The organism is Aeromonas sp. S16(2024), assembly GCF_041403065.1.
GTDB lineage: Bacteria > Pseudomonadota > Gammaproteobacteria > Enterobacterales > Aeromonadaceae > Aeromonas.
Genome location: NZ_JBGLQX010000002.1, coordinates 138,141 through 159,668, shown reverse-complemented (window position 1 = coordinate 159,668; position 21,528 = coordinate 138,141). Strand labels below are relative to the sequence as shown.

The window sequence follows — 21,528 nt, the reverse complement described above, 5'->3', positions numbered from 1 at the left end:
TCATCCGCCATATATCGGGGGCCCCTGTCGGCCCCCTCGTTCGATGTGTCGCCCGGCGCCCTGCGTCGGGTGGCTCAGATGGATAAGGAGTCTTATGACCATCACCCGTCATGCCCGCAGCCAGGTTCGCCCTTATGGCGCCCCTGTGGTTGCCACCCTCTTGCTGGCTCTGCTCTCGGGCATGCCCCATTCGGTGCAGGCTGCCCAACCTGTGCCTGCCGAACTCAAGCTCGCCATCGGCAGTGAGCCCACCGAAGGGTTTGACCCCTTGCTGGGCTGGAGTCACGGCAGCTACCTGCTGCTGCACAGCCCGCTGCTCAAGCAGAACGCCGATCTCAGCTGGCAGGATCTGCTCACCGAATCGGTGACACCGAACAAGGATGGCAAGGGGTGGCTTATCACCCTCAAGCCCGGCCTGAAATTCTCCAACGGCGCGCCGCTCACCGCCGAGGATGTGGCATTTACCTACAACAGCGCAGCCAAGGGCGGCGGCAAGATTGACATGGGCAACTTTGTCTCGGCCAAAGTGGTCTCGCCTACCGAGGTCGCCATCGTCTTGAGCGCCCCCCAGAGCACCTTCGTCAATGTGCTGGGATCGCTCGGTATCGTGTCGAAGAAGGATTACGACGCAAAAGCGTATGCCCAAAAGCCTGTCGGTGCCGGCCCTTACCGGTTGGTGAGCTTCCTGCCCGGTCAGCAACTGGTGGTGGAGGCGAACCCCTATTACGCCGGTGGCAACAACGACTTCAAACGGCTGGTGTTTGTCTTTATCGACGAAGAGAGCGCCTATGCCGCTGCCCAGAGCAGCCAGCTCGATCTGGTGCGCATCCCCCCGTCGCTGGCGCTCGCCGTGCCGGATTCGCTGCGGCTCTGGGTGCGGCCGAGCGTGGAGAACCGCGGCATCGTCTTCCCCATTCCTGCAGCGAGCAAGCGTGGCGAAGAGGCAAAAAAAGATGCCAAGGGCTATGCCATCGGCAACGACGTGACCTCGGACGTGGCGGTGCGTCGCGCCATCAACTATGCCATCGACCGCAAGTTGTTGGCCGATCAGCTGCTGGAAGGGCACGCCATCCCCGCTTACAGCGCGGTAGAAGGCTTGCCCTGGCAAAGCAAATCTACCGCCTTCAAGGATGGGGATGCCGCCCGCGCCAATGCCCTGCTCGATGTGGCGGGCTGGAAGATGGGCAGCGATGGCATTCGCCACAAGGGCGACCTGCGCGCCGCCTTTACCCTCTGGTACACCAGCGGTGACAGCACTCGCCGGGATCTGGCGGAAGCGGTGCGGGCCATGCTCAAGCCCATAGGTCTTGAGGTGAGCCTCAAGTCCGGCAGCTGGGAGCAGGTGGAGCGGGAGATGCACGCCAATCCGGTGCTGATGGGGTGGGGGAGTCTGGATCCCATGGAGCTCTATCACCACTACCAGAGTGGTTCGGGCGGCGTTGAGTTCTACAACCCGGGCTACTACAGCAACCCTGTGGTGGATGGCCACCTCAAGCAGGCGCTCGATGCCCCGAACTGGCAGGCGGCCGTGCCGTTCTGGCAGCAGGTGGAGTGGGATGGCAAGACAGGCGCCGGGGTGCAGGGGGATGCCGCCTGGGCCTGGCTGCTCAATGTGCAGCACACCTATCTGGCCAACCGCTGCATCGACCTTGGCAAGGGGGCGCCGGAAATTCACGGTAGCTGGTCTTTGCTCAACAACCTCTCTGACTGGCGGTGGACGTGCCGCTAAGTTCGTCCACTATGATGAGCGTCACTGTGAAAGCCCTGCTGCGTCTGGCAGGGCTTTTATGCTTGGTGTCGGTTGCGACCTTCGTGTTGCTCAGCTACTCCCCCATCGATCCCATCAAGGCCTATATCGGCAACGATCTGCTCCATGTGCCGCCCGAGCAGTACGCCCGCATCGCCGCCCGCTGGGGGCTGGATCAGCCGCTCTGGCTGCGCTACTGGCACTGGTTTAGCCAGGTGCTGCAGGGGGATCTCGGTTACTCCATGCTCTATAACGCGCCGGTGAGCGAGGTTATAGGCCAACGCTTTGCCGCTTCCTTCCTGCTGCTGGCGGGGGCCTGGCTGCTCTCCGGCTTTTTTGGCATCCTGCTTGGGCTGTGCGCCGGTCGCTATCTCAACCGCTGGCCCGATCGCCTTATCTGCCGCTTTGCCTACCTGCTCGCCACCCTGCCCACCTTCTGGGTCGGCCTCTTGCTGCTCGCCCTGTTTGCGGTGCACTGGCCGTTGCTCCCTGTCTGCTGTGCCTGGACGCCGGGCCTCTCTGCCGATGAGGCTGACTGGGCATTGCGATTGCGCCATCTGCTGCTGCCGGTCACCACGCTTGCGCTGCTCGGAGTGGGCAACATTGCCCTGCATACCCGGGGGCGGGTGGCCGAGGTGCTGGAGAGCGACTTTATCCGCTACGCCCGCGCCCAGGGGGATGGCGGCTGGCCCATGCTGCGTTTTCATGTGTTGCGCCACGCCCTGACCCCGGCGCTCTGCCTGCAGTTTGCCTCCCTCGGTGAGCTGATTGGCGGATCCCTGTTGGCGGAGAAGGTCTTCTCCTATCCGGGGCTCGGGCAGGCGACCGTGGATGCGGGGCTCAGGGGCGACATCCCCTTGCTGATGGGCATAGTGCTCTTCTGCACCCTGCTGGTCTTTATTGGCAACACGGCGGCCAGCTTACTGCTGGCGCGCATCAATCGGGGCTGGGAGGGCGAGCATGCTGTTTAATCCGCTTCCCTCCATACTGCGGCTGGGTTTTGCCCTGATCGGGCTGGCGCTGCTGGCAGCCTACGGCTGGAGCTTGTCGGCTCAGGATGTGCCGATGGATCTGCTGGCCCGCCAGCAGCCGCCCTCGCTGGTCCACTGGTTTGGGACCGATCAGATGGGGCGGGGTCTCTGGTTGCGCGCCTTTCAGGGTACCCTCACCAGTCTGGAGCTGGGTATCAGCACGGCCCTGTGTAGTGGGCTGCTGGCCATGGTGGCGGCAAGCGTGTCGCTCATTCATCCCAGATGCGATGTGGCGGTGCGGCTGCTGATCGATGCCATGCTGGCGCTGCCCCATATGCTGCTGCTGATCCTGATCTGCTTTACCGTGGGGGGCGGCATGCGCGGAGTGATCCTGGCGGTGGCGCTGACCCACTGGCCCAAGCTGGCGCTCATTCTCTGCGCAGAAGCGCGGCGGATCGCCTGCAGCGACTATGTGGTGCTGGCCCGCTGTCAGGGTATGGGGGCGCTGCGTCGCTGGCGCACCCACCTGCTGCCGGGGCTGTTGCCCCAGTGGTTTATCGGCACCCTGCTGATGTTTCCCCACGCGGTACTGCACAGCGCTGCCTTGAGCTTTCTCGGCTTTGGGCTGGCGGCCCACGAGGCCTCCCTGGGTCTGCTGCTGGCCGATGCCCTGCGTTATCTGGCTGGTGGCGGCTGGTGGTTGGCCCTCTTCCCCGGTCTGATGCTGCTGACGTTGGTTTTACTGTTTGATCAAGCTACCCGCGCCCTGCAACAACTCTGGTTTGGGAGTGAACAATGCTGAGCTTCGACCATATGACCATAGAGGCGGCCCACTACTCCTGGCTGGGGCGGCGCAGCTGGCAGCCTTTGCTGACCGATATCAGCCTGCAACTGGCACCGGGGGAGATAGTGGCGCTGGTGGGGGGGAGCGGCGAGGGCAAGAGCCTGCTGCTGCAAAGCGCCCTGACATTGCTACCGGATAACCTGCGGATGCGCGGCACCATTTCCCTCGACGGTGATCCCCTGTGCGACGAGAGTCGGGCCTGCCTGCGTGGCCACACCCTCTGCTATGTGCCGCAAGGGGTGAGCGCCCTCAATCCGCTGCTGACGGTGGAGCGCCAGCTGGGCCGGGCGGCCCGTCTCTGCGGCCAGAACGGTTCCCGCGAGCGACTCGGCGAGCAGCTGCTTCGCTACCAACTGCCCGCCGCCACCCTGGACAGCTACCCGCGCCAGCTCTCCGGCGGCATGGCCAAGCGCATTCTGGCCTGCACCGCGGCGCTCGGCGGCGCCCGCTATATTCTGGCGGACGAGATCACCGCCTGGCTCGACGAGGAGCTGGCCTGTCTGTTGCTCAGCCAATTGCGTGAATTGGCCAATCAGGGCAGCGGCATCCTCTGGGTCACTCACGATCTGGCGCTGGCGGCCCGTTTTGCCGATCGCATAGTCGCGCTCCATCAGGGGCAGGTGAGCGATACCTTGAGCAGCCACCACCTGCAACAGGGGCAGGGGAGCGAGATGCTCCGTGCCCACTGGCAGGCGCTGCCGGAGTTCAACTCGCTCTTTCCCGCTACGTCGGAGGTATCCTGATGCTGGTGCCTCTGAGACAGATTGTGTGTGGCGCGGCAGATATTCAGTGGCGGGCGCTGCCAGAGTTCAACACGCTCTTTTCTGTGCCGGAGGTGTCCTGATGTTTGAAGTACGGGATCTCACCATCGCGCAGGGGGAACGCGCTCTCTGGCAGGGGTTGTCGCTGGCCGTCAAAGCGGGCGAGCGGCTCGGCATCTCTGCCCCGAGCGGCCATGGCAAGACCACGCTGGGGCGGGTATTGGCGGGATGGCAGCCTGTTCGGGGAAATGGAGAAATACGGCTGGATGGGCAGTCTGTGCCTGAACGGGTAAAAGGCTACAACCCCATCCAGCTGGTGCCCCAGCACCCCGAACTCACCTTCAATCCCTATCGCACCACAGGGCAGGCGCTGTGGGATGTGTGGCGCCCCGATGACGCCATGCTGACCCGCTTTATGGTCAAGCCTGCGTGGCTTGGTCGTAAACCCGGCCAGCTCTCCGGCGGCGAGCTGGCCCGCATCGCGCTGCTGCGCGCCCTCGATCCCCGTACCCGTCTGCTGATTGCCGACGAGGTGACCGCCCAGCTGGATCCGCAAATCCAGCGCCAGCTCTGGCGGGAGTTGATGGTTGAATGCGAGCAGCGCGGGCTTGGCATGGTGATCTTCAGTCACCAGCAGGCACTGCTGCGCCAGATCTGCCATCGGGTGCTGCGCTTTAGTGAGGTGCAGCCCGAGCCTATGGTGCTGACCGAAAGTGCTGCTTGAGAGTTGGTTCCCCCTCATCCCCAGCCCTTCTCCCGCAAGGGGAGAAGGGAGCAGAAGGTGCCATCTCGCCAGGCTCAGGGGTTGGGAAACAGGGGTGGGTTGTTATGCTCACAGGCTCTCTGGGGCGAATATTTCGAGCATATTTCTAGCATCCATGAATAGGTTCCCCTTTCCTTGTTGAGACAGGAGAGGAGTGCGGTATCTACCAACCGGTTCCCTCTCCCTGGGGAGAGGACCAGGGTGAGGGGGGGAGTGTGAGACGCTGGCCATTCTGGGCAGATAGAACGGCTGGCAAGGTTCGCAGATAAAGAGAGGGAGGCATCAGCCTCCCTCTCTTGTTTTCTACCGTTATCAGCGCTGTTTAACCGGTTCAGGCCGTAGCCAGCCAGTTGAGCCAGGCCTCCATCCCTTCGCCCGTGGTGGCGCTGACCTGGATCACCTGAATATAGGGGTTGACCCGTTTGGCGTTCTCGATGCAGCGGGCCACGTCAAAGCTGACATAGGGCAGCAGATCAATCTTGTTGATCACCATCAGCTGGGCGGCGGCGAACATGTCCGGGTACTTGAGGGGCTTCTCTTCCCCTTCGGTGACGGAGAGGATCGCCACCTTGTACTTCTCGCCGAGATCGAAGCTGGCAGGGCAGACCAGATTGCCGACGTTCTCGATAAAGAGGATGCCCCCGGGATTGGCGGGCAGCTGGTGGCAGGCGTCGTGGACCATTTTGGCATCCAGATGGCAGCCCTTGCCGGTGTTGATCTGCACGGCAGGGACGCCGGTGGCACGAATACGGTCCGCATCGGCGCTGGTCTGCTGATCCCCTTCGATCACAGCGCAGGGGCGTTTGTCGACCAGCTGGCGCAGGGTTTCGCACAGCAAAGTGGTCTTGCCTGAACCCGGGCTCGATACCAGATTGAGTACCAGTTGGGCCGCCTCGTCGAAGTGCTCGCGGTTATGGGCGGCCAGCGCATTGTTCTTGGCCAGCACATCCATCTCGATGGCGATCAGCTGGCGCTGCCCCATGCCCGGAACCGACAATCCCGCTTCCCCTTTGCCGTAGTGCAGGGAGCCCTGCTGATGGTCATGGTCATGGTCATGGTCATGGCTGTGATCATGGGGATGCGCGTGGGAATTGCCGTGTTCATGAGAGTGGGCATGTTCATGATGATGGTCGTGGGGGTGATCATGGTAGTGCTCATGAGGCTGATCATGACCCTCATGGCTCATGGGAGCCCGTACCCCGTGGTAATGGTGATGGACATCCCCCTGATGGTGGTAGTGGTGGTGAATGATCAGGGTGCGCGGCGCGCTCTGCTCGTGGTCATGATGGTGATGGGCGTCATGAGCATGATGATGGCCGTGCTCATGACCATGTTCATGGTGATGTTCATGTTCGTGATGATGCTCATGATCGTGCTCATGGCCGGCGATCCGCGCCTGGCCGCATCCGCATACGCTACACATATCAACTTACCTCGATGTCGGTGATGCGCAGGCTGTCACCCTGCGCGACTCGTAATTTGTACCCGCCACACCCGGGGCAGGCCTGCCCGCGCTCGGTGAGGGTGACCGTCTGGTTGCAGTCGTAACACCAGGCCTCTGCCGCCAGGTGCTGAAAGTGGAGTTGGGCGCCTTGGGCCACGGTGCCCTTGGCGGCCGCCTCAAAACAGAAGGCGATGGTGTTCGGGTCGACGCAGGAGAAGCTGCCGACCTCGAGCCAGAGGGCGGTCACCTTGGTAAAGCCCCGCTGGGTGGCCTGTTCAGCCGCCAAATCGATGGCAGCCATGGCTAGAGACATTTCGTGCATGGTGGCTCCTTAGCCGATATGGGGAGAAGCAGTGACTCCTCCCTGTAATTGACCGAACTGCATGGCCGCTCAACAGATCCGCGGCAGCAGCTCCCCCTGCGGCAGCTCCAGATAACGGCGGCTGCCCCAGGGGTTGTTGAGGATCACCTTGTGGCGATCGCTCGCCTGCACCACGCCGATCTGGCTGGCTGCTGGGTTGAATTGCCGCAAGATGCCCAGCGCGCCCTGCGCCTGCTCGGCGGGTAGGGCCAGCACCATGGTCCCCTCGTTGGCGAGATCATGGGGCTCGAAACCGTAGAGCTCGCACAGGCCGCGCACCGGATCGCACACCGGAATGGCGGACTCCTCCAGCTCGATGGCAACGCCGGAGGCGCTGCTCCATTCGTTGAGCACGGCCGCAAGGCCACCGCGGGTGGCATCGCGCAGGGCGTGAGGGGTAATGCCAGCTTTTAGCAGCGCTTCTACCTGGGGCCAGAGGGTGGTGCAGTCGCTCTTGAGATCAGATCCCAGTTGCAGGGCGTCACGGGCCATCAGGATGCAGGCGCCGTGGCTGCCGATATCTCGCGACACCAGAATGGCGTCACCGGCTTTGAGGTTGCGTACCGAGATACCCCGGCTCTGTTCGGGCAGCGGGAAGGTGCCGACCCCGCTGGTGTTGATAAAGATCTTGTCGGCCGCCCCCTTGGGCACCACCTTGGTGTCGCCGCAGACGATGCGAGCGCCGCTTTTGGCCAGCTCTGCGGCCATCGACTCGACGATGCGGGCCAGATCGGCGTAGGGAAAGCCCTCCTCGATGATAAAGCTGCAGCTCAGATACTCGGGCTTGGCCCCCATCATGGCGAGATCGTTGACCGTGCCGGCGATGGCCAGCTTGCCGATATCCCCCCCCTCGAAGAAGAGCGGCGAGACGGTAAAGCTGTCGGTGGTGAAGGCGACGGGGCCCTCTACCGGCAACAGGGCGGCATCTTCACCGCGCAGCAGGATCTCGTTGCCAAAGTGGCGAAAGAAGAGGTGGCTTATCAGCTGGTTCATCTCGACACCGCCGCCGCCGTGGCTAAGTTGGATCTCTCTCATCGGGTCTGGTTCTCCACAAGATTGCCGAAACAGGCTGGTTCATCTCTCCTCATCACCCGACCGCCGTGGCTTAACTGAATTTCTCTCATTGCTGCTGGATCCCCATATAGCGGTAGTAGGCATTGCAGGCCCCTTCGGAGCTGACCATGCAGCTGCCCATGGGCTGGGTCGGGGTGCAGCCCCGGCCAAAGACTTTGCACTGGTTCGGTTTGGCCAAGCCGCGCAGGATATCGGCGCACTGGCACGCCTTGTGGTCATCGATGGGAGTCTGATCAAGCTGGAAGTGACGTTCCGCATCACGCTTGGCGAAGGCATCGCGCAGGCGCAGGGCTGAGGCGTTGATATCGCCGAGGCCTCGCCAGCGAAAGTGCTCGCGGGTCTCGAAAAAGCGCTCGACCAGCCGCTGGGCGGCTTTATTGCCACTGGCTGTGACGGCGCGGCTGTACTGCACCTCCAGGGCGTAGCGACCCTCCACCTTCTGGCGCACCATCATCAAGAGCGCCTCCATCACATCCACCGGCTCGAAGCCGCTCACCACCACAGGCACCTGATAGCGTTGGACTATGGGCAGGTAGATATCGGCGCCTGTGATGACGCTGACGTGAGAGGGGCCGATAAAGGCGTTCACCCGGGCCTTCCCGTCGGCCATCACAGCGTGAATGGCGGGTGGCACCAGCACATGGTTGATATGAAACAGCAGGTTCTCAATCCCCTTAGCTTCAGCGGCAGCCAAGAGCGCAGCTGTCATCGGGGTGGAGGTCTCGAAACCGATGGCGAAGAAGACCACGGTTTTCTGCGGATTCTCTTTGGCGATGCGCAGGGCGTCGAGGGGGTCATAGACCGGGCGGATATCGCTCCCCTTGGCCCGCTGCTGGGCCAGCGTGCCTTTGGAGCCCGGCACCCGGATCATGTCTCCCAGAGTGACCAGAATGACGCTGGGCTGGCGAGCGAGCTCGATGGCCTGATCGATGCGCTCTTTGGGCATGATGCAGACCGGGCAGCCGGGGCCGTGGACAAACTCTATGCTGGCCGGCAGCAGCTGGTGCAGGCCGTACTTCATGATGGTGTGGGTATGGCCGCCGCACACCTCCATCACCCGCAGCGGCTCGGGCAGATCTTTGGCCAGTTCGGTAATTTGCGCAGCGAGGGCACGGATGACGTCGGGCTGACGAAAGCCCTGAAAGAGATCATTGAGGGTCAGCATGGCAAGATATCCTGCGCAGGCATCAGGGCCACCATCTGGCGGAAGCTCTCCAGGCTGGCCTGCGCCTCCTCTTGGTCAATCTTGCTCATCACAAAGCCGATATGGAGCAGCACATAGTCGCCAAGGTTGAGGGGCTCTTCGAGCAGCATGCAGCTGACGCGTCGCTGCACCCCCAGGGTATCGACGGTGACGCAGTTATCTTCGGGGTGCAGCTGCACCACCTGAGAGGGAATGGATAGACACATGGATTTCAGGACTCCGACAAGGTGGCACAGCCGGTTGTGACAGGCTGGTGCGTGGCAATATGGTGGATGGCAAACCAGAGCTGACCGGCGGCGATGCCACCGTCATTGAGCGGCAGGGTTTCACTGGTCAATACCTGCCGGCCGGCGGCTTCGAGTGCGGGCACCAGCTGGTCCATCAGCACCCGGTTTTGAAAGACGCCGCCCCCCAGCGCCACCGGATAGCCGGGGAAGCGCTCGGCAAGGTCGATGACCAGCTTGCTGATGGCGCGGATAAAACCGGCGGCCAGGCTGGCGGTGGCGGTGCCTTTTCTCTGCTCGCTGACAAGGGTATTGATGAGCTCTGCCCACTCGAACTGCAGTGGCCCCTCTGTTGATTGGCTTAGATCAAAGGCGAGGGGGAAGGGCTGTTCATCGGGGGCAAGCTGCAAGGCGGCAGCCTCCAGCAAGAGTCCCGCTTCGCCCTCGTAATCCGGGGTGTCGATCACCCCCAGTAGCGCCGCCACGGCATCGAACAGCCGACCGATGGAACTGGTATGGGGGGCGTTGCGACCGAGATGCCAGAGCTGGTGCAGATTGCTGATCCGCTTAAGGGGCAGTTGCTTGATCAACGGAATATCGAGGGCGCAGATCTCCTCAGGACTGTGCGATTCAAACAGCAGCCCCAGCAGCTGGCGCACCGGCTCGCGAATGGCCGCCTCGCCGCCAATAAGCTTGAAGGGGGTGAGGTGGGCAACGCGCTCGAAGCCCTTCACATCGGCCAGCAGCAGCTCGCCGCCCCAGAGGGTGCCGTCATCCCCAAGGCCGGTGCCATCGAAGGCAACACCCAGCACCGGGCCAGTGATGTCATGCTCGGCCATCACCGCCAGCAGGTGGGCGTGATGATGCTGTACCTCGAGATGGGTCGCATCCTGATCGCGGCAATAGTGCTTGGCCCACTGATGGCTGAGGTAGCCCGGGTGGCGATCCGAGACCAGCAGCTCCGGCTTGAGCTCGTAGAGATCGCGAAAGGTGGCGAGAGTCTGCTCGAAGTGACTCTGCATCGGCAGGCTGTGCAGATCGCCGATATAGGGGCTGTAGATGCGCTGGCGACCGAAGGCGAGCGCCAGCTGGTTCTTCTGCTGCGCCCCGACCGCCAGCAGCGGCACCCTGACCGCCGCTTTCAGGCTGGGGGTGCAGGGGGCATAGCCCCGGGCGAGGCGCAAAGTCTGGCGCCGCCCGCCTGCCCACTGCACCAGACTGTCGTCGCAGGGGTGCAGTATGGGGCGGTTGTGATCCAGGATGCCGTCAATCTCGCTGCCGAGTTCCCTGACCACATCCTCGCACTCGATCAGGATCGGGCTGCCGCGACCATTGGCGCTGGTGGCCACCAGCGGCATGGCGCAGGCATCCAGCAGCAGCTGGTGGAGCGGGGTATAGGGGAGCATGATGCCAAGGTAGGGGATGCCGGGGGCAATCCCCTCGGCCAGCGGCGCGGCTGATTGTCCGGATTCTGAGAGCCGATCATCCTTAATGCGCTTGCGCAGCAAGGTAATGGGTCTGGCCTGAGAGGCGAGCAGCGTCCACTCTGCCTCGCTGCCGGTGACATGCAATTTGGCCTCGGCAAGGGAGCCCATCATCACCGCCAACGGCTTGCGCGCGCGCCGCTTGAGCGTTCGCAATCTGGCAACACTCTGTTCATTGCGGGCATCGCATATCAGGTGATACCCCCCCATCCCCTTGACCGCAATCAGCGCCCCGGTTTGCAGGGCGCGGGCGGCCGCGTGCAGCGCATCCTCGCGCTCGGCCTGGGCATCGCCGTTGCCGCTGCGCCAGCTGAGATGGGGTCCGCACTCGGGGCAGCTCACCGGCTGGGCGTGGTAGCGCCGATCCAGTGGATCCTCATAAGCCGTCGCACAGCGCGGGCACATGGCAAAGTCGGCCATGGCGGTGTGGGGCCGATCGTAGGGGAGGCGGCGGATAATGGTGTAGCGCGGGCCGCAGTGGGTGCAGTTGGTAAAGGGGTAGTGATGGTGGCGATCTGCGGGGTTGGCCACATCCCGGGCGCACGCCTCGCACATCCCCTGATCCGGCGAGATGGCGACCGTGGCGGCGCTCTGCTGCTGACTCGCTTTAATTCGAAACTGGCCATGAAATTGGCCATCGAAGTCGGGATCATGAGCGAAGGGCAGTTCCCGCTCGCTGAAGTGATCGATGCGGCTCAGCGGCGGCGCCAATTCCCGCAGTTCGCGGGCAAAGCTGGCCAGCTGCTCAGGCGATCCTTCGGCGCCTATGGTGACGCCGCTCGCGTCGTTCAGCACATAGCCAGCAAGGCCGTGGCGCAGCGCCAGCCCATAGACGAAGGGGCGAAAGCCCACCCCCTGCACTATGCCGTCGAGATGGAACTCGCGGCGCAGCAGGGCGCGCGTCGGAGTCTGGGCCATCATGACGCCACCCTGAGGAGAGGCAGGCACGGCCAGATGGCGATCGTCTTGAGGGGTGTCATGTGATATCGAACTCCCATCTGCAGGCCTGCCGTCACGGCGCTGGCCATTGGGTACAACGGTCAGGGGCAACGGACAGGAATGCAGCGCACAGGGTTGCAACGGGCTGCGTCTCGATAGCGGGGGCGTAGCCTGGGCAGGGGAGGGAGGTGGCCCGTCGCCCTGCCGCGGGGGCCAAGTTTACCGGGGCTCCTGCCCCCATTACCTTGATCTCGCACCGGTTTGAGTGTCAGACGCGGCGCTTCTTTGCGATCCTGCGAGACGGGCCCGCTCGCTATCGAGCAGGAGCATAGGGTGGGGGAATCGACGGGGCAGTGACGGCATAGTGACGGCACAGCTTATCGGGCGCTCCGATAGCGCCCCTGCCGGGTGACGCGTCCACGGAAGCGGGTTGTCGGGGGAGGTTTTTTGTTTGGTTTTATTTAACGATGATTATTGATTGAGCAGAAAAACTAAACATCTTGAGCGGTTTTCCCCGCCTTGTGAGCCCTGGATGGCCTTGCCGGGGTCTGCATGGGCTTGGCAAAGCGGGGCCCGCCCGGTTTGCCGGCACTGGTGTGGCAAGAAGCCGACAGGCAATCCGGCGGGATCTGCCATTGGCGGCTGGGGGCGGCTCGGGTATAGTCCTGCGCCAACAAGATAGGTTCGGAAGGAGGAGTCGGCGCTGCGTCAGGCAAGCGGGCCGAATCACTCCTTCGGCGCGGCTTTAAAGGATATCCCCATGAAATTCAGTCCCCTGCTCGATGAGATGATGAAGGCGCTGCAGGTCTTGCCGGGCGTGGGCCCCAAGTCGGCCCAGCGCATGGCGTTCACCCTGCTGGAGCGCGAGCGCAGCGGCGGCCTGCGCCTGGCTTCCCTGCTCAATCGGGCGCTGACCGAAATCGGTCACTGCAGCCACTGCCGCACCTTCACCGAGAACGATCGCTGCGAGATCTGCGCCAATCCCAAGCGCGAGGAGAACGGTCTGCTCTGCGTGGTAGAGAGCCCGGCAGACGTGGCGGCCATCGAGCAGACCGGCCAGTTCTCCGGCCGCTACTTCGTGCTGATGGGCCATCTGTCGCCGCTGGACGGCATAGGCCCGGAGGAGCTGGGGCTGGAGATCCTGGAGCGGCGCCTCAAGGATGAGCACATCAAGGAGCTGATCCTCGCCACCAATCCCACCATAGAGGGGGATGCCACCGCCTGGTATATCGCCGACATGGCCCGCGCCGCCGGGGTGGAGGTGAGCCGCATCGCCCACGGGGTGCCGGTGGGGGGCGAGCTGGAGCTGGTGGATGGCACTACCCTGTCGCACTCCCTGATGGGGCGCCAGCGCATCTAGGCTGGATGGTACAAAAAATGGGCAGCCAAGCTCGCCACAAGGGGCCTGTGTGCAAGTTTGCTCTCAAGTTTGCACGCAAGCCCCTTGATATTTGGTAGGCCAGCCCCATCTAGGTTGGGAATCTGTTCAACCCGACGTTTTGAGGACTGGTCGATGACCCAAAGTGTTCACGCCGAAACCCACGGCTTTCAGACTGAAGTCAAACAACTGCTGAGCCTGATGGCTCACAGCCTCTACTCCAACAAAGAAGTATTCCTGCGCGAGCTGATCTCCAACGCATCTGATGCGGCGGACAAGCTGCGCTTCAAGGCGCTTTCCGATGCCTCTTTGTTCGAAAACGACGGCCAGCTGCGCGTGCGCCTGGTGGTGGACAAAGAGAACAAGACCCTGACCATCTCGGACAACGGCATCGGCATGACCCGGGACCAGGTGATCGAACACCTGGGTACCATAGCGAAATCCGGTACCGCCGAGTTCTTCAAGCACCTCTCCGGTGATCAAGGCAAGGACTCCCAGCTGATCGGTCAGTTCGGGGTGGGCTTCTACTCCGCCTTCATCGTTGCCGACAAGGTGACCGTCATCTCCCGCGCCGCCGGCACAGAGCCGGGCCAGGGCGTACAGTGGGAATCCGAAGGGGAAGGCTCCTTCACGGTAGCTGACGTGACCAAAGAGGGTCGCGGCACCGACGTCATCCTGCACCTGCGCAGCGATGAAGAGGAGTTCCTGGACGACTGGCGCCTGCGCTCTGTGGTCGCCAAGTACTCCGACCATATCTCTGTGCCGGTTGAGATGTTCAAGGAGGGCACCCCGGATCGCGAAGAAGAGGGTGAAACCATAGTCGGCACCCCGGGCGAGTGGGAGCAGGTCAACCGCGCCACCGCGCTCTGGACCCGCAACCCCAAAGACATCAAGGACGAGGAGTATCAGGAGTTCTACAAGCACGTCGCTCACGACTTCGAAGATCCGCTCTTGTGGGGTCACAACCGGGTGGAAGGGGCCCAGGAGTACACCAGCCTGCTCTACATCCCGGCCCGCGCGCCCTTTGATCTCTACAACCGAGAGCAGAAGCACGGCCTCAAGCTCTACGTGCAGCGCGTCTTCATCATGGACGACGCCGAGCAGTTTATGCCGACCTACCTGCGCTTCGTCAAAGGGGTGCTGGACTCCAACGATCTGCCGCTCAACGTCAGCCGCGAGATCCTGCAGGACAACAAGGTCACCGCCTCCCTGCGCAAGGCCTGCTCCAAGCGCGTCCTGACCATGTTGAACAAGCTGGCCAAGGACGATAGCGAGAAGTACGCCAAGTTCTGGAGCGAGTTCGGCAATGTGCTCAAAGAGGGCCCGGCCGAGGATTACGCCAACCGCGAAGAGATCGCCAAGCTGTTGCGCTTCGCCAGCACCGCCGGCGAGGGCGAAGCCCAGACAGTGTCGCTTGAGGATTACGTTGGCCGCATGAAGGAAGGCCAGCAGAAGATTTACTACATCACCGCCGACTCCTATGCCGCGGCCAAGAACAGCCCGCATCTGGAGATCTTCCGCAAGAAGGGCGTCGAAGTGCTGCTGATGTGGGAGCGGGTGGACGAGTGGCTGATGAGCCACCTCACCGAGTTCGACGGCAAGCAGCTGGTCTCCGTCACCCGTGGCGAGCTGGACTTGGGCGAGCTGGAGGACGAAGCGTCCAAGCAGGCCCAGGAGGAGGCTGAAAAGGCCAACGCCGGTCTGGTGGCGCGGGTCAAGCAGAGCCTGGCCGATGCGGTGAAAGAGGTGCGTGTCACCCACCGCCTGACCGATTCCCCCTCCTGCATCGTCACCGACGACCACGGCATGAGCACCCAGATGATCAAGCTGATGCGCGCCGCCGGCCAGCCGGTACCGGAGCAGAAGTACATCCTGGAGCTCAACCCCGACCACGCCCTGGTGAAGAAGTTGGGCGCCATCGAAGACGAGGCGCTGTTCGGTGAGTGGGTCAGCCTCTTGCATGAGCAAGCCCAGCTGGCGGAGCAGGGCGGCCTCAATGATCCGGCGAGCTTCGTCTCCCGTATCAACCGTCTGCTACTCCAGGCGTGATGTCATTGGCCCACTGCAAGGCAGTGGGCTTTTTTTTGGCCGACGCCGCCCCCGGGGCGGCGTTGTCCGCCCTGGATGTCTGCTGCATTTTCAATCATTTTTCGTGGCAGGGGTCTGCGTCTTTGGTCGCAGAGACGGCGCCAGGGGCTGGTGATAATCTGGCCACTCACACGGGGCGAGCTTGTTAATACGGGCGAAAACGTGTAGTTTTTTGCCTTCTCAAGAATTGAATAACCAATCAATTAGGAGCGTGTATGCGCATTGTTCTGTTGGGAGCACCGGGTGCCGGCAAGGGTACCCAGGCTCAGTTCATCATGGAAAAACACGGTATTCCGCAGATCTCCACCGGCGACATGCTGCGTGCGGCGATCAAGGCGGGTACCGAGCTGGGCCTCAAGGCCAAGGCCGTGATGGACGCAGGTCAGCTCGTCTCCGACGACATCATCATCGGCCTGGTCAAAGAACGTATCGCGCAACCGGATTGCGCCAACGGCTTCCTGCTGGACGGCTTCCCCCGCACCATTCCCCAGGCGCAAGCCATGAAGGATGCCGGTGTGGTGGTGGACTTCGTGCTGGAGTTCGACGTGCCGGACGAAGAGATCGTCAAGCGCATGAGCGGCCGCCGCGTGCACTCCGGCTCCGGCCGTACCTACCACGTGGTGTTCAACCCGCCGAAAGTGGAAGGCAAGGATGACGTGACCGGCGAGGATCTGGTGATCCGTGCCGACGACGAAGAGACCACGGTTCGCAAGCGTCTGGATGTCTACCATCAGCAGACCGCCCCGCTCATCGGTTTCTACGGCAAGGAAGCGGAAGCGGGCAACACCCGTTACGTCAAGATCGACGGCACCCAGCCGGTGGATCAGGTCAGCCAGCAGCTGGCCGCCATCCTGGGCTAAGCCTGCCATTGCCAACCGCAATCGGTCGATAACGAGTCTGAGATAAGGGTCCACACAGGGCCCTTTCTTGCATTATCACAAGCACCACAAACACCCCACGACAGGACGCTAACGTGACCACGAAAACCGGGATCTTGCTCGTCAATCTTGGGACCCCAGCGGCGCCAACCTCGGCGGCCGTCAAGGCCTTTCTCAGTCAGTTCCTGCAGGACCCGCGCGTGGTCGAGATACCTCGCCTGCTGTGGGCCCCGCTGCTGACCTTCGCCATATTGCCGTTTCGGGCCCCCAGGGTCGCCAAGCTCTATCAGCAGGTCTGGACCGAGCAGGGCTCGCCCCTGATGGCCATCAGTCAGCGGCAGCGGGCGGCGCTGGAGCAGGAGCTCAAGCGGGAAGGGGTCGATGTGCCCGTGGTGCTGGCCATGACCTATGGCTCGCCCTCCCTCGACGAGGGCTGGCAGGCGCTCAAGGCCCAGGGGGTCAACCGGGTGATACTGCTGCCGCTCTATCCGCAGTATGCCGCCAGCACCACGGCCGCCGTGTTCGACGGTTGGGCCCGGGTGATGAAGAAGGAGCGCCACCTGCCGGTGATGCGCCTCATCCGCGACTATCACAACCACCCTGAGTACATCCAGGCGCTGGCCATGAGCGTGCGCCGCCAGTGGGAGCAGCAGGGCCAGGGGGAGCATCTGCTGATGTCCTTCCACGGCATTCCCCAGCGCAGCGAGGACGAGGGGGATCCTTACGGTCACCAGTGTCGCCGCACCGCCGCCCTGCTGGCGGAGGCGCTGGGTCTGTCCCCCGAGCAGTGGAGTGCCAGCTTCCAGTCCCGCTTTGGCAAGCAGGAGTGGCTCAAGCCCTATACCGACGTCACCATAGCCCAGCTGGCTGAACAAGGGGTCAAGCGGCTCGATGTGATCTGCCCGGCCTTCTCGGCGGATTGCCTCGAGACCCTGGAGGAGATCCAGGTCGAGAACCGCGCCGTCTTCATGGACGCGGGGGGAGAGCAGTTCCACTACATACCGGCCCTCAACAGCGATCAGGCCCATATCCGCATGATGGTGTCGCTGATCTGCCGCGAGCTGGCGTGAGGGGTCTTCACGGCCGCGACTATGCGTGCCTGGTGTTCGGGTTCAACGATAAAGGAGTGTCTTGATGATGCATATCACGCTGATCTACGGCGGTCTGCTGGGGCTCTTGTTCCTGCTGCTCTCGTTCTGGGTGGTCAAGCGCCGTGCCCAGTTCAAGGTGATGATAGGGGAAGGGGAGGCGCCCGAGATGCTCTCCGCCATCCGTGCCCACGGCAACTTCGCCGAGTACGTGCCGCTCACCCTCCTGCTGATGGCCCTGTGCGAGCTGGCCGGGGTGGGGGCGCTCTGGCTGCACCTGGGTGGGGCGCTGCTGCTGGTGGGGCGCATCCTGCACGCCATCGGCATCCAGATCCCAAAGGCGCCGAACAAGCCACGGCTCTTCGGCACCCTCTTCTTCTGGCTGTCCCTGGGACTCTTCTCGGTGCTGGCGCTGGTGCAGGGGCTGTCATTCGGCTGAGGCCAGGGGCCACTTGAGTGCGAAAAACCACTTCACCGCGAGGTGGTTTTTTGAGGGGGAAAGATCAAACGTTTTCCTCGCAAACCCTTGCCTATACTGACCTCAAAATTTAATCGTGCGACTTTTCGGCGGGGTGGATTGTGTTAAAATCCCGCCCCTCTTTCCCCCAGAGCACAGAAGATTGCCATGAAATTTCCCGGTCAGCGCAAGTCCAAACACTACTTCCCGGTCGACAGGCGTGATCCCCTGATCCCGCAAAATCCGTTGCTCAGCGAACTGGGCAAGGCCTATGTGGTGGGCATAGATCAGACTCTGGTGGATATCGAAGCCCATGTGGACGAGGACTTCCTGAACCGGTACGGCCTGAGCAAGGGTCACTCCATGCTCATCTCCGACGACGTGGCCGAGCGGGTCTATGAAGAGCTCAAGGCCAACAACATGGTGGTGAGCGAGTTTGCCGGCGGCACCATAGGCAACACCATGCACAACTACTCTGTGCTGGCGGATTCCCACTCCATCCTGCTCGGGGTGATGAGCCAGGACATCCGCATCGGCAGCTACGCCTACCGCTATCTGTGCAACACCTCGTCCCGGGTCAACCTCGACTACCTGCAGCCGGTGGACGGCCCGGTCGGTCGCTGCTTTACCTTCATCACCGAAGGGGGCGAACGCAGCTTTGGCATCAACGCCGGCAAGATGGACCACCTGGATGTGGCGCACATCCCGGAGGCCATCATCAAGGACTCCTCCGCCCTGGTGATCACCGCCTACCTGGTGCGCGGTGCCGACGGCACCCCCATGAAGGAGGCCGCCATGGCTGCGGTCCGTTATGCCCGCGAGGCCGGTGTGCCCGTGGTGCTGACCCTGGGCACCCGTTTTGTCATCGACGAGAACCCCCAGTGGTGGCGTGACTTCATCAGCGAGAACGTGACCGTGCTCGCCATGAACGAGGACGAAGCCGAGGCCCTGACCGGGATCAAAGACCCGCTCGGCGCTGCCGACAAGGCGCTGGACTGGGCCGACATGGTGCTCTGCACCGCCGGTCCCATCGGCCTCTACATGGCGAGCTACACCGACGAGGATTACAAGCGCGAGACCACCCATACCCTGCTGCCCGGCGTCATCCCCGAGTTCAACATGTATGAGTTCAGCCGCCCCATGGCCCGCGAGAAGTGCCGCAAGCCGGCGCGGATCTACTCCCATATCTCCCCCTACATGGGCGGCCCGGAGAAGATCAAGAACACCAATGGCGCCGGGGATGGCGCCCTGTCCGCCGTGCTGCACGACATGGTGGCCAACGCCTATCACCGCATGAATGTGCCGAACTCCGCCAAGCACCTCTCCGAGTTCCTCACCTACTCCTCCCTGGCCCAGGTGTGCAAGTACGCCAACCGGGTGAGCTACGAGGTGCTGGCCCAGAGCAGCCCGCGTCTCTCCCGCGGCCTGCCTGAGAAGGAAGACAGCCTGGAAGAGGTGTACTGGGAGCGGTGATACCGTCATTCGGTCGACAACAAGAAAGGGTGCCACTGGGCACCCTTTCTTGTTTTTGGGGCTGGATCATGTTTTTGGCACTGCTTTTGCTGTCATCGTAGACAGGCCGCGTCGTGGCGACATACCTTGTTAACAACATGTAGCTGGTTCGGGATGAGGGTATGTTGAGACAATGGAGTATCGGCCGGCGCCTGTCGCTGGTGACCCTGATGGTGCTGGCGCTGCTGGGACTGTTGCTGTTCTTCTGCCTGCAGATCTATCAGCAGGGGCTGATGGGGGAGAAGAGCCGTCAGACCCGCGCCCAGGTCGAGACCGCCTACAGCCTGGTGGCCGGGTTCGAGGCCAGGGTGCGCCGGGGGGAGCTGGATGAGCAAAGCGCCAAGGCCGAGGCCCTCGCGGCGATCAAGGGGCTGCGCTATGGCGAGGAGGATTACTTCTGGATCAACGACAGCCACCCCACCATGGTGATGCACCCCATGAAGCCCGAGCTGGACGGCAAGGATCTCTCCGGGGTGGAGGACAAGCAGGGGCTCAGGCTGTTCGTCGCCTTCGCCGATCTGGCGCGGGCCGAGGGGGCCGGTGAGCTGGCCTACTACTGGCCCAAGCCCGGGGTGGAGGAGCCGGTGCGCAAGATCTCCTACATCAAGCGCTTCGCCCCCTGGGACTGGATCATCGGCACCGGCGTCTATGTGGACGACGTCGAAGCCCAGTATCAGGAGGTGCTGCGCACCCTGCTCGGGATAGGCCTGGTGTTGGCCATCCTGCTGTTTGCCGTGGTCGGGCTCATAGTGCGCAGCATAGTGGTGCCCCTCTCCCAGTCGGTATCGGCCCTCGGCAACATCGCCAGGGGGGAGGGGGATCTGCGTTTTCGCCTGCCGGAGTCGGGCCGGGACGAGCTGAGCCAGCTCTCGGTCAACTTCAACCTCTTCGCCGGCCAGATGGCGCAGCTGGTGGGCCGCAGTCAGCAGATCACGGCCCAGAACCGGGAGCAGGCGCACCAGCTGGCCCAGGTCGTCGATCGGACAGGCGCCATCGTCACCGGCCAGGAGCAGGACACCCTGAGGGTGGCCAGCGCCATGGAGCAGATGACGGTGAGCAGCCGGGAGGTGGGCCAGCACGCGGCCCAGGCCGCCGAGGCGGCGGACTCCGCGCTCAATCTCGCCCGGCACGGGCGTCAGGTGGTGGCTCAGACCAGGGAGACCATCAGCCAGCTGGCGGACGAGATGGTGGAGACGGTGCAGGCGGTGAGCCGGCTCGAGCAGGAGACCCAGCAGATTGGCTCTGTGCTCGATGTGATCCGGGGGGTGGCGGAGCAGACCAACCTGCTGGCCCTCAACGCCGCCATCGAGGCGGCCCGGGCCGGCGAGCAGGGGCGCGGCTTTGCGGTGGTGGCCGACGAGGTGCGCACCCTGGCGACCCGCACCCACAGCTCCACCGACGAGATCCGGCAGATGATCCAGCGGCTGCAGGAGGGGGCGGGCCGGGTGGTCAGCGGCATCACCCAGTTGCAGCAACTCTCCCGCTCCACCGCCGACCGGGCCGGTGATGCCGACGGCGCCATTCATGCCATCGATGGGTCTGTGCACACCATCAATGCCATGAATAGTCAGATCGCCACGGCCGCCGCCGAGCAGAGCCGGGCGGCCGAGGAGATCAACCAGCGGCTGGTGGCCATCACAGAACTGGCGGCGGATGCCCTGGCCCAGAACCGGTTGACCGAGCAGGCGGCAAGCCAGCTGGCGCTCTCTTGCGATGAGTTGGGGGCCCTGGTCGCCCAATATCGTACCTGATGGCGCTTATCCCCGCCTTTTTGGGGATAAGGCTTGAGTCTGGGGGGCTTTTGGGACACCATCAGCCCCATTATTGGCCAGCGTTGGCCGACCGCCTGCAAGAGAGAGACCCCCATGAGCAAACTAACTGACAATCTTGACGCCAATTTCCAGCTGTTCATCGAAGAAGTCCGCGAGTCGGGTCAGGTGTGGGGTCTGCGTTATGGTGAAGACTGGGTGGTGTGCCGCTCCGCCGAGTTCGAAGATGCCGACGTCATGCCGCTCTGGTCTGCCGAGGGCGATGCCCGTCTGCACTGCGTGGACGAGTGGGCGGACTACGAGCCGGAAGTGATCGAGCTGGAAGAGTTCCTCGACATCTGGATCAACGATCTGGACGAAGACGATGTGCTGGTCGGCCCGAACTGGAACGCCGATCTGGAAGGCCAGGAGCTCGAGCCCATCGAGCTGGCCAAGGCGCTGGTAGAGCTGGACGCCTGAACCGTGCTGCACTGATGGCCCGCACCGGGGCCATGGAATGCCACCAGAACCGATAGCCGCGAGGCTGTCGGTTTTTTTATGGC

General features: G+C 63.1%; 19 protein-coding genes and 1 pseudogene. 14 read left to right on the top strand and 6 right to left on the bottom strand.

Features of this window, described 5'->3' with window-relative positions:
• Positions 1-94: 94 nt before the first annotated feature.
• From ACB030_RS02505 to ACB030_RS02485, 5 genes are all read left to right on the top strand, one after another.
• A complete protein-coding gene (locus tag ACB030_RS02505; protein ID WP_371157767.1) occupies positions 95-1,729 on the top strand; it encodes an ABC transporter substrate-binding protein in 1,635 nt (544 codons plus the stop codon).
• Positions 1,714-2,718, top strand: a complete 1,005-nt coding sequence (locus ACB030_RS02500; protein ID WP_371157765.1) for an ABC transporter permease — start codon at positions 1,714-1,716, stop codon at positions 2,716-2,718. Before ACB030_RS02505 ends, ACB030_RS02500 begins: the two co-directional genes overlap by 16 nt.
• Positions 2,708-3,520, top strand: a complete 813-nt coding sequence (locus ACB030_RS02495) for an ABC transporter permease (RefSeq protein WP_371157763.1) — start codon at positions 2,708-2,710, stop codon at positions 3,518-3,520. The genes ACB030_RS02500 and ACB030_RS02495 overlap by 11 nt, the downstream gene beginning before the upstream one ends.
• Entirely contained in the window at positions 3,514-4,305 is a 792-nt protein-coding gene (locus ACB030_RS02490; RefSeq protein WP_371157761.1) for an ATP-binding cassette domain-containing protein, read from the top strand. Before ACB030_RS02495 ends, ACB030_RS02490 begins: the two co-directional genes overlap by 7 nt.
• Before the next feature lie 100 nt (positions 4,306-4,405).
• The gene (locus tag ACB030_RS02485; protein ID WP_371157759.1) at positions 4,406-5,047 is read left to right on the top strand and encodes an ATP-binding cassette domain-containing protein; all 642 of its coding nucleotides are present in this window, start codon (positions 4,406-4,408) and stop codon (positions 5,045-5,047) included.
• A gap of 370 nt (positions 5,048-5,417) precedes the next feature.
• Here ACB030_RS02485 and hypB read toward each other — a convergent pair.
• Positions 5,418-6,191 (bottom strand): annotated as a pseudogene (gene hypB, locus ACB030_RS02480) (hydrogenase nickel incorporation protein HypB); the annotation flags it as partial.
• Between hypB and ACB030_RS02475 the strand changes: the two are divergent.
• Complete coding sequence (locus ACB030_RS02475) at positions 6,105-6,533, top strand: hypothetical protein (protein ID WP_371157757.1); 429 nt, start codon at positions 6,105-6,107, stop codon at positions 6,531-6,533. The pseudogene hypB and the gene ACB030_RS02475 sit on opposite strands and share 87 nt — an antisense overlap.
• Here the strand turns inward: ACB030_RS02475 and hypA are convergent.
• The 5 genes from hypA to hypF all read right to left on the bottom strand — a co-directional run bounded on the left by hypA (position 6,511) and on the right by hypF (position 11,798).
• The gene (gene hypA, locus ACB030_RS02470; RefSeq protein ID WP_371157755.1) at positions 6,511-6,852 is read right to left on the bottom strand and encodes a hydrogenase maturation nickel metallochaperone HypA; all 342 of its coding nucleotides are present in this window, start codon (positions 6,850-6,852) and stop codon (positions 6,511-6,513) included. The two genes, ACB030_RS02475 and hypA, sit on opposite strands and share 23 nt — an antisense overlap.
• 69 nt (positions 6,853-6,921) lie before the next feature.
• Complete coding sequence (gene hypE, locus ACB030_RS02465) at positions 6,922-7,926, bottom strand: hydrogenase expression/formation protein HypE (RefSeq protein ID WP_371157753.1); 1,005 nt, start codon at positions 7,924-7,926, stop codon at positions 6,922-6,924.
• Between the two features lie 85 nt (positions 7,927-8,011).
• Positions 8,012-9,130 carry a hydrogenase formation protein HypD gene (hypD, locus tag ACB030_RS02460; protein ID WP_371157751.1) on the bottom strand — a complete coding sequence of 373 codons (1,119 nt, stop codon included), beginning with the start codon at positions 9,128-9,130 and terminating at the stop codon, positions 8,012-8,014.
• On the bottom strand, positions 9,124-9,375 hold the full coding sequence (locus ACB030_RS02455; protein WP_371157749.1) for a HypC/HybG/HupF family hydrogenase formation chaperone: 252 nt from the start codon (positions 9,373-9,375) through the stop codon (positions 9,124-9,126). The genes hypD and ACB030_RS02455 overlap by 7 nt, the downstream gene beginning before the upstream one ends.
• 5 nt (positions 9,376-9,380) lie before the next feature.
• Positions 9,381-11,798: a carbamoyltransferase HypF gene (hypF, locus tag ACB030_RS02450; RefSeq protein WP_371157747.1), complete on the bottom strand. Its 2,418-nt coding sequence runs from the start codon at positions 11,796-11,798 to the stop codon at positions 9,381-9,383.
• A 778-nt stretch (positions 11,799-12,576) separates the two neighbouring features.
• On the opposite strand from hypF, the gene recR reads away from it, so the two are divergent.
• From recR to ACB030_RS02410, 8 genes are all read left to right on the top strand, one after another.
• Positions 12,577-13,176 carry a recombination mediator RecR gene (gene recR, locus ACB030_RS02445; RefSeq protein ID WP_025326665.1) on the top strand — a complete coding sequence of 200 codons (600 nt, stop codon included), beginning with the start codon at positions 12,577-12,579 and terminating at the stop codon, positions 13,174-13,176.
• Between the two features lie 153 nt (positions 13,177-13,329).
• Positions 13,330-15,243, top strand: coding sequence for a molecular chaperone HtpG (htpG, locus tag ACB030_RS02440; protein ID WP_371157744.1), 1,914 nt, complete (start codon positions 13,330-13,332; stop codon positions 15,241-15,243).
• Between the two features lie 254 nt (positions 15,244-15,497).
• Entirely contained in the window at positions 15,498-16,142 is a 645-nt protein-coding gene (gene adk, locus ACB030_RS02435; RefSeq protein WP_025326667.1) for an adenylate kinase, read from the top strand.
• A gap of 113 nt (positions 16,143-16,255) precedes the next feature.
• The gene (hemH, locus tag ACB030_RS02430) at positions 16,256-17,230 is read left to right on the top strand and encodes a ferrochelatase (RefSeq protein ID WP_025326668.1); all 975 of its coding nucleotides are present in this window, start codon (positions 16,256-16,258) and stop codon (positions 17,228-17,230) included.
• Between the two features lie 64 nt (positions 17,231-17,294).
• Positions 17,295-17,687: an MAPEG family protein gene (locus tag ACB030_RS02425; RefSeq protein WP_025326669.1), complete on the top strand. Its 393-nt coding sequence runs from the start codon at positions 17,295-17,297 to the stop codon at positions 17,685-17,687.
• 186 nt (positions 17,688-17,873) lie between these two features.
• Positions 17,874-19,178, top strand: coding sequence for an inosine/guanosine kinase (locus ACB030_RS02420; RefSeq protein WP_371157741.1), 1,305 nt, complete (start codon positions 17,874-17,876; stop codon positions 19,176-19,178).
• A gap of 161 nt (positions 19,179-19,339) precedes the next feature.
• The gene (locus tag ACB030_RS02415; RefSeq protein ID WP_371157739.1) at positions 19,340-20,968 is read left to right on the top strand and encodes a methyl-accepting chemotaxis protein; all 1,629 of its coding nucleotides are present in this window, start codon (positions 19,340-19,342) and stop codon (positions 20,966-20,968) included.
• A gap of 114 nt (positions 20,969-21,082) precedes the next feature.
• On the top strand, positions 21,083-21,445 hold the full coding sequence (locus tag ACB030_RS02410; RefSeq protein WP_010674427.1) for a DUF2750 domain-containing protein: 363 nt from the start codon (positions 21,083-21,085) through the stop codon (positions 21,443-21,445).
• Positions 21,446-21,528: the final 83 nt, after the last annotated feature.

Coding starts and splice junctions, on each gene's coding strand:
- ACB030_RS02485 (WP_371157759.1), top strand. CDS start 4,406: ATGTTTGAAGTACGGGATCTCACCATCGCGCAGGGGGAACGCGCTCTC.
- htpG (WP_371157744.1), top strand. CDS start 13,330: ATGACCCAAAGTGTTCACGCCGAAACCCACGGCTTTCAGACTGAAGTC.
- hypF (WP_371157747.1), bottom strand. CDS start 11,798: ATGATGGCCCAGACTCCGACGCGCGCCCTGCTGCGCCGCGAGTTCCAT.
- ACB030_RS02420 (WP_371157741.1), top strand. CDS start 17,874: ATGAAATTTCCCGGTCAGCGCAAGTCCAAACACTACTTCCCGGTCGAC.
- adk (WP_025326667.1), top strand. CDS start 15,498: ATGCGCATTGTTCTGTTGGGAGCACCGGGTGCCGGCAAGGGTACCCAG.
- ACB030_RS02495 (WP_371157763.1), top strand. CDS start 2,708: ATGCTGTTTAATCCGCTTCCCTCCATACTGCGGCTGGGTTTTGCCCTG.
- ACB030_RS02505 (WP_371157767.1), top strand. CDS start 95: ATGACCATCACCCGTCATGCCCGCAGCCAGGTTCGCCCTTATGGCGCC.
- ACB030_RS02490 (WP_371157761.1), top strand. CDS start 3,514: ATGCTGAGCTTCGACCATATGACCATAGAGGCGGCCCACTACTCCTGG.
- hypA (WP_371157755.1), bottom strand. CDS start 6,852: ATGCACGAAATGTCTCTAGCCATGGCTGCCATCGATTTGGCGGCTGAA.
- ACB030_RS02415 (WP_371157739.1), top strand. CDS start 19,340: ATGTTGAGACAATGGAGTATCGGCCGGCGCCTGTCGCTGGTGACCCTG.
- ACB030_RS02410 (WP_010674427.1), top strand. CDS start 21,083: ATGAGCAAACTAACTGACAATCTTGACGCCAATTTCCAGCTGTTCATC.
- ACB030_RS02425 (WP_025326669.1), top strand. CDS start 17,295: ATGATGCATATCACGCTGATCTACGGCGGTCTGCTGGGGCTCTTGTTC.
- recR (WP_025326665.1), top strand. CDS start 12,577: ATGAAATTCAGTCCCCTGCTCGATGAGATGATGAAGGCGCTGCAGGTC.
- ACB030_RS02455 (WP_371157749.1), bottom strand. CDS start 9,375: ATGTGTCTATCCATTCCCTCTCAGGTGGTGCAGCTGCACCCCGAAGAT.
- hypE (WP_371157753.1), bottom strand. CDS start 7,926: ATGAGAGAGATCCAACTTAGCCACGGCGGCGGCGGTGTCGAGATGAAC.
- hypD (WP_371157751.1), bottom strand. CDS start 9,130: ATGCTGACCCTCAATGATCTCTTTCAGGGCTTTCGTCAGCCCGACGTC.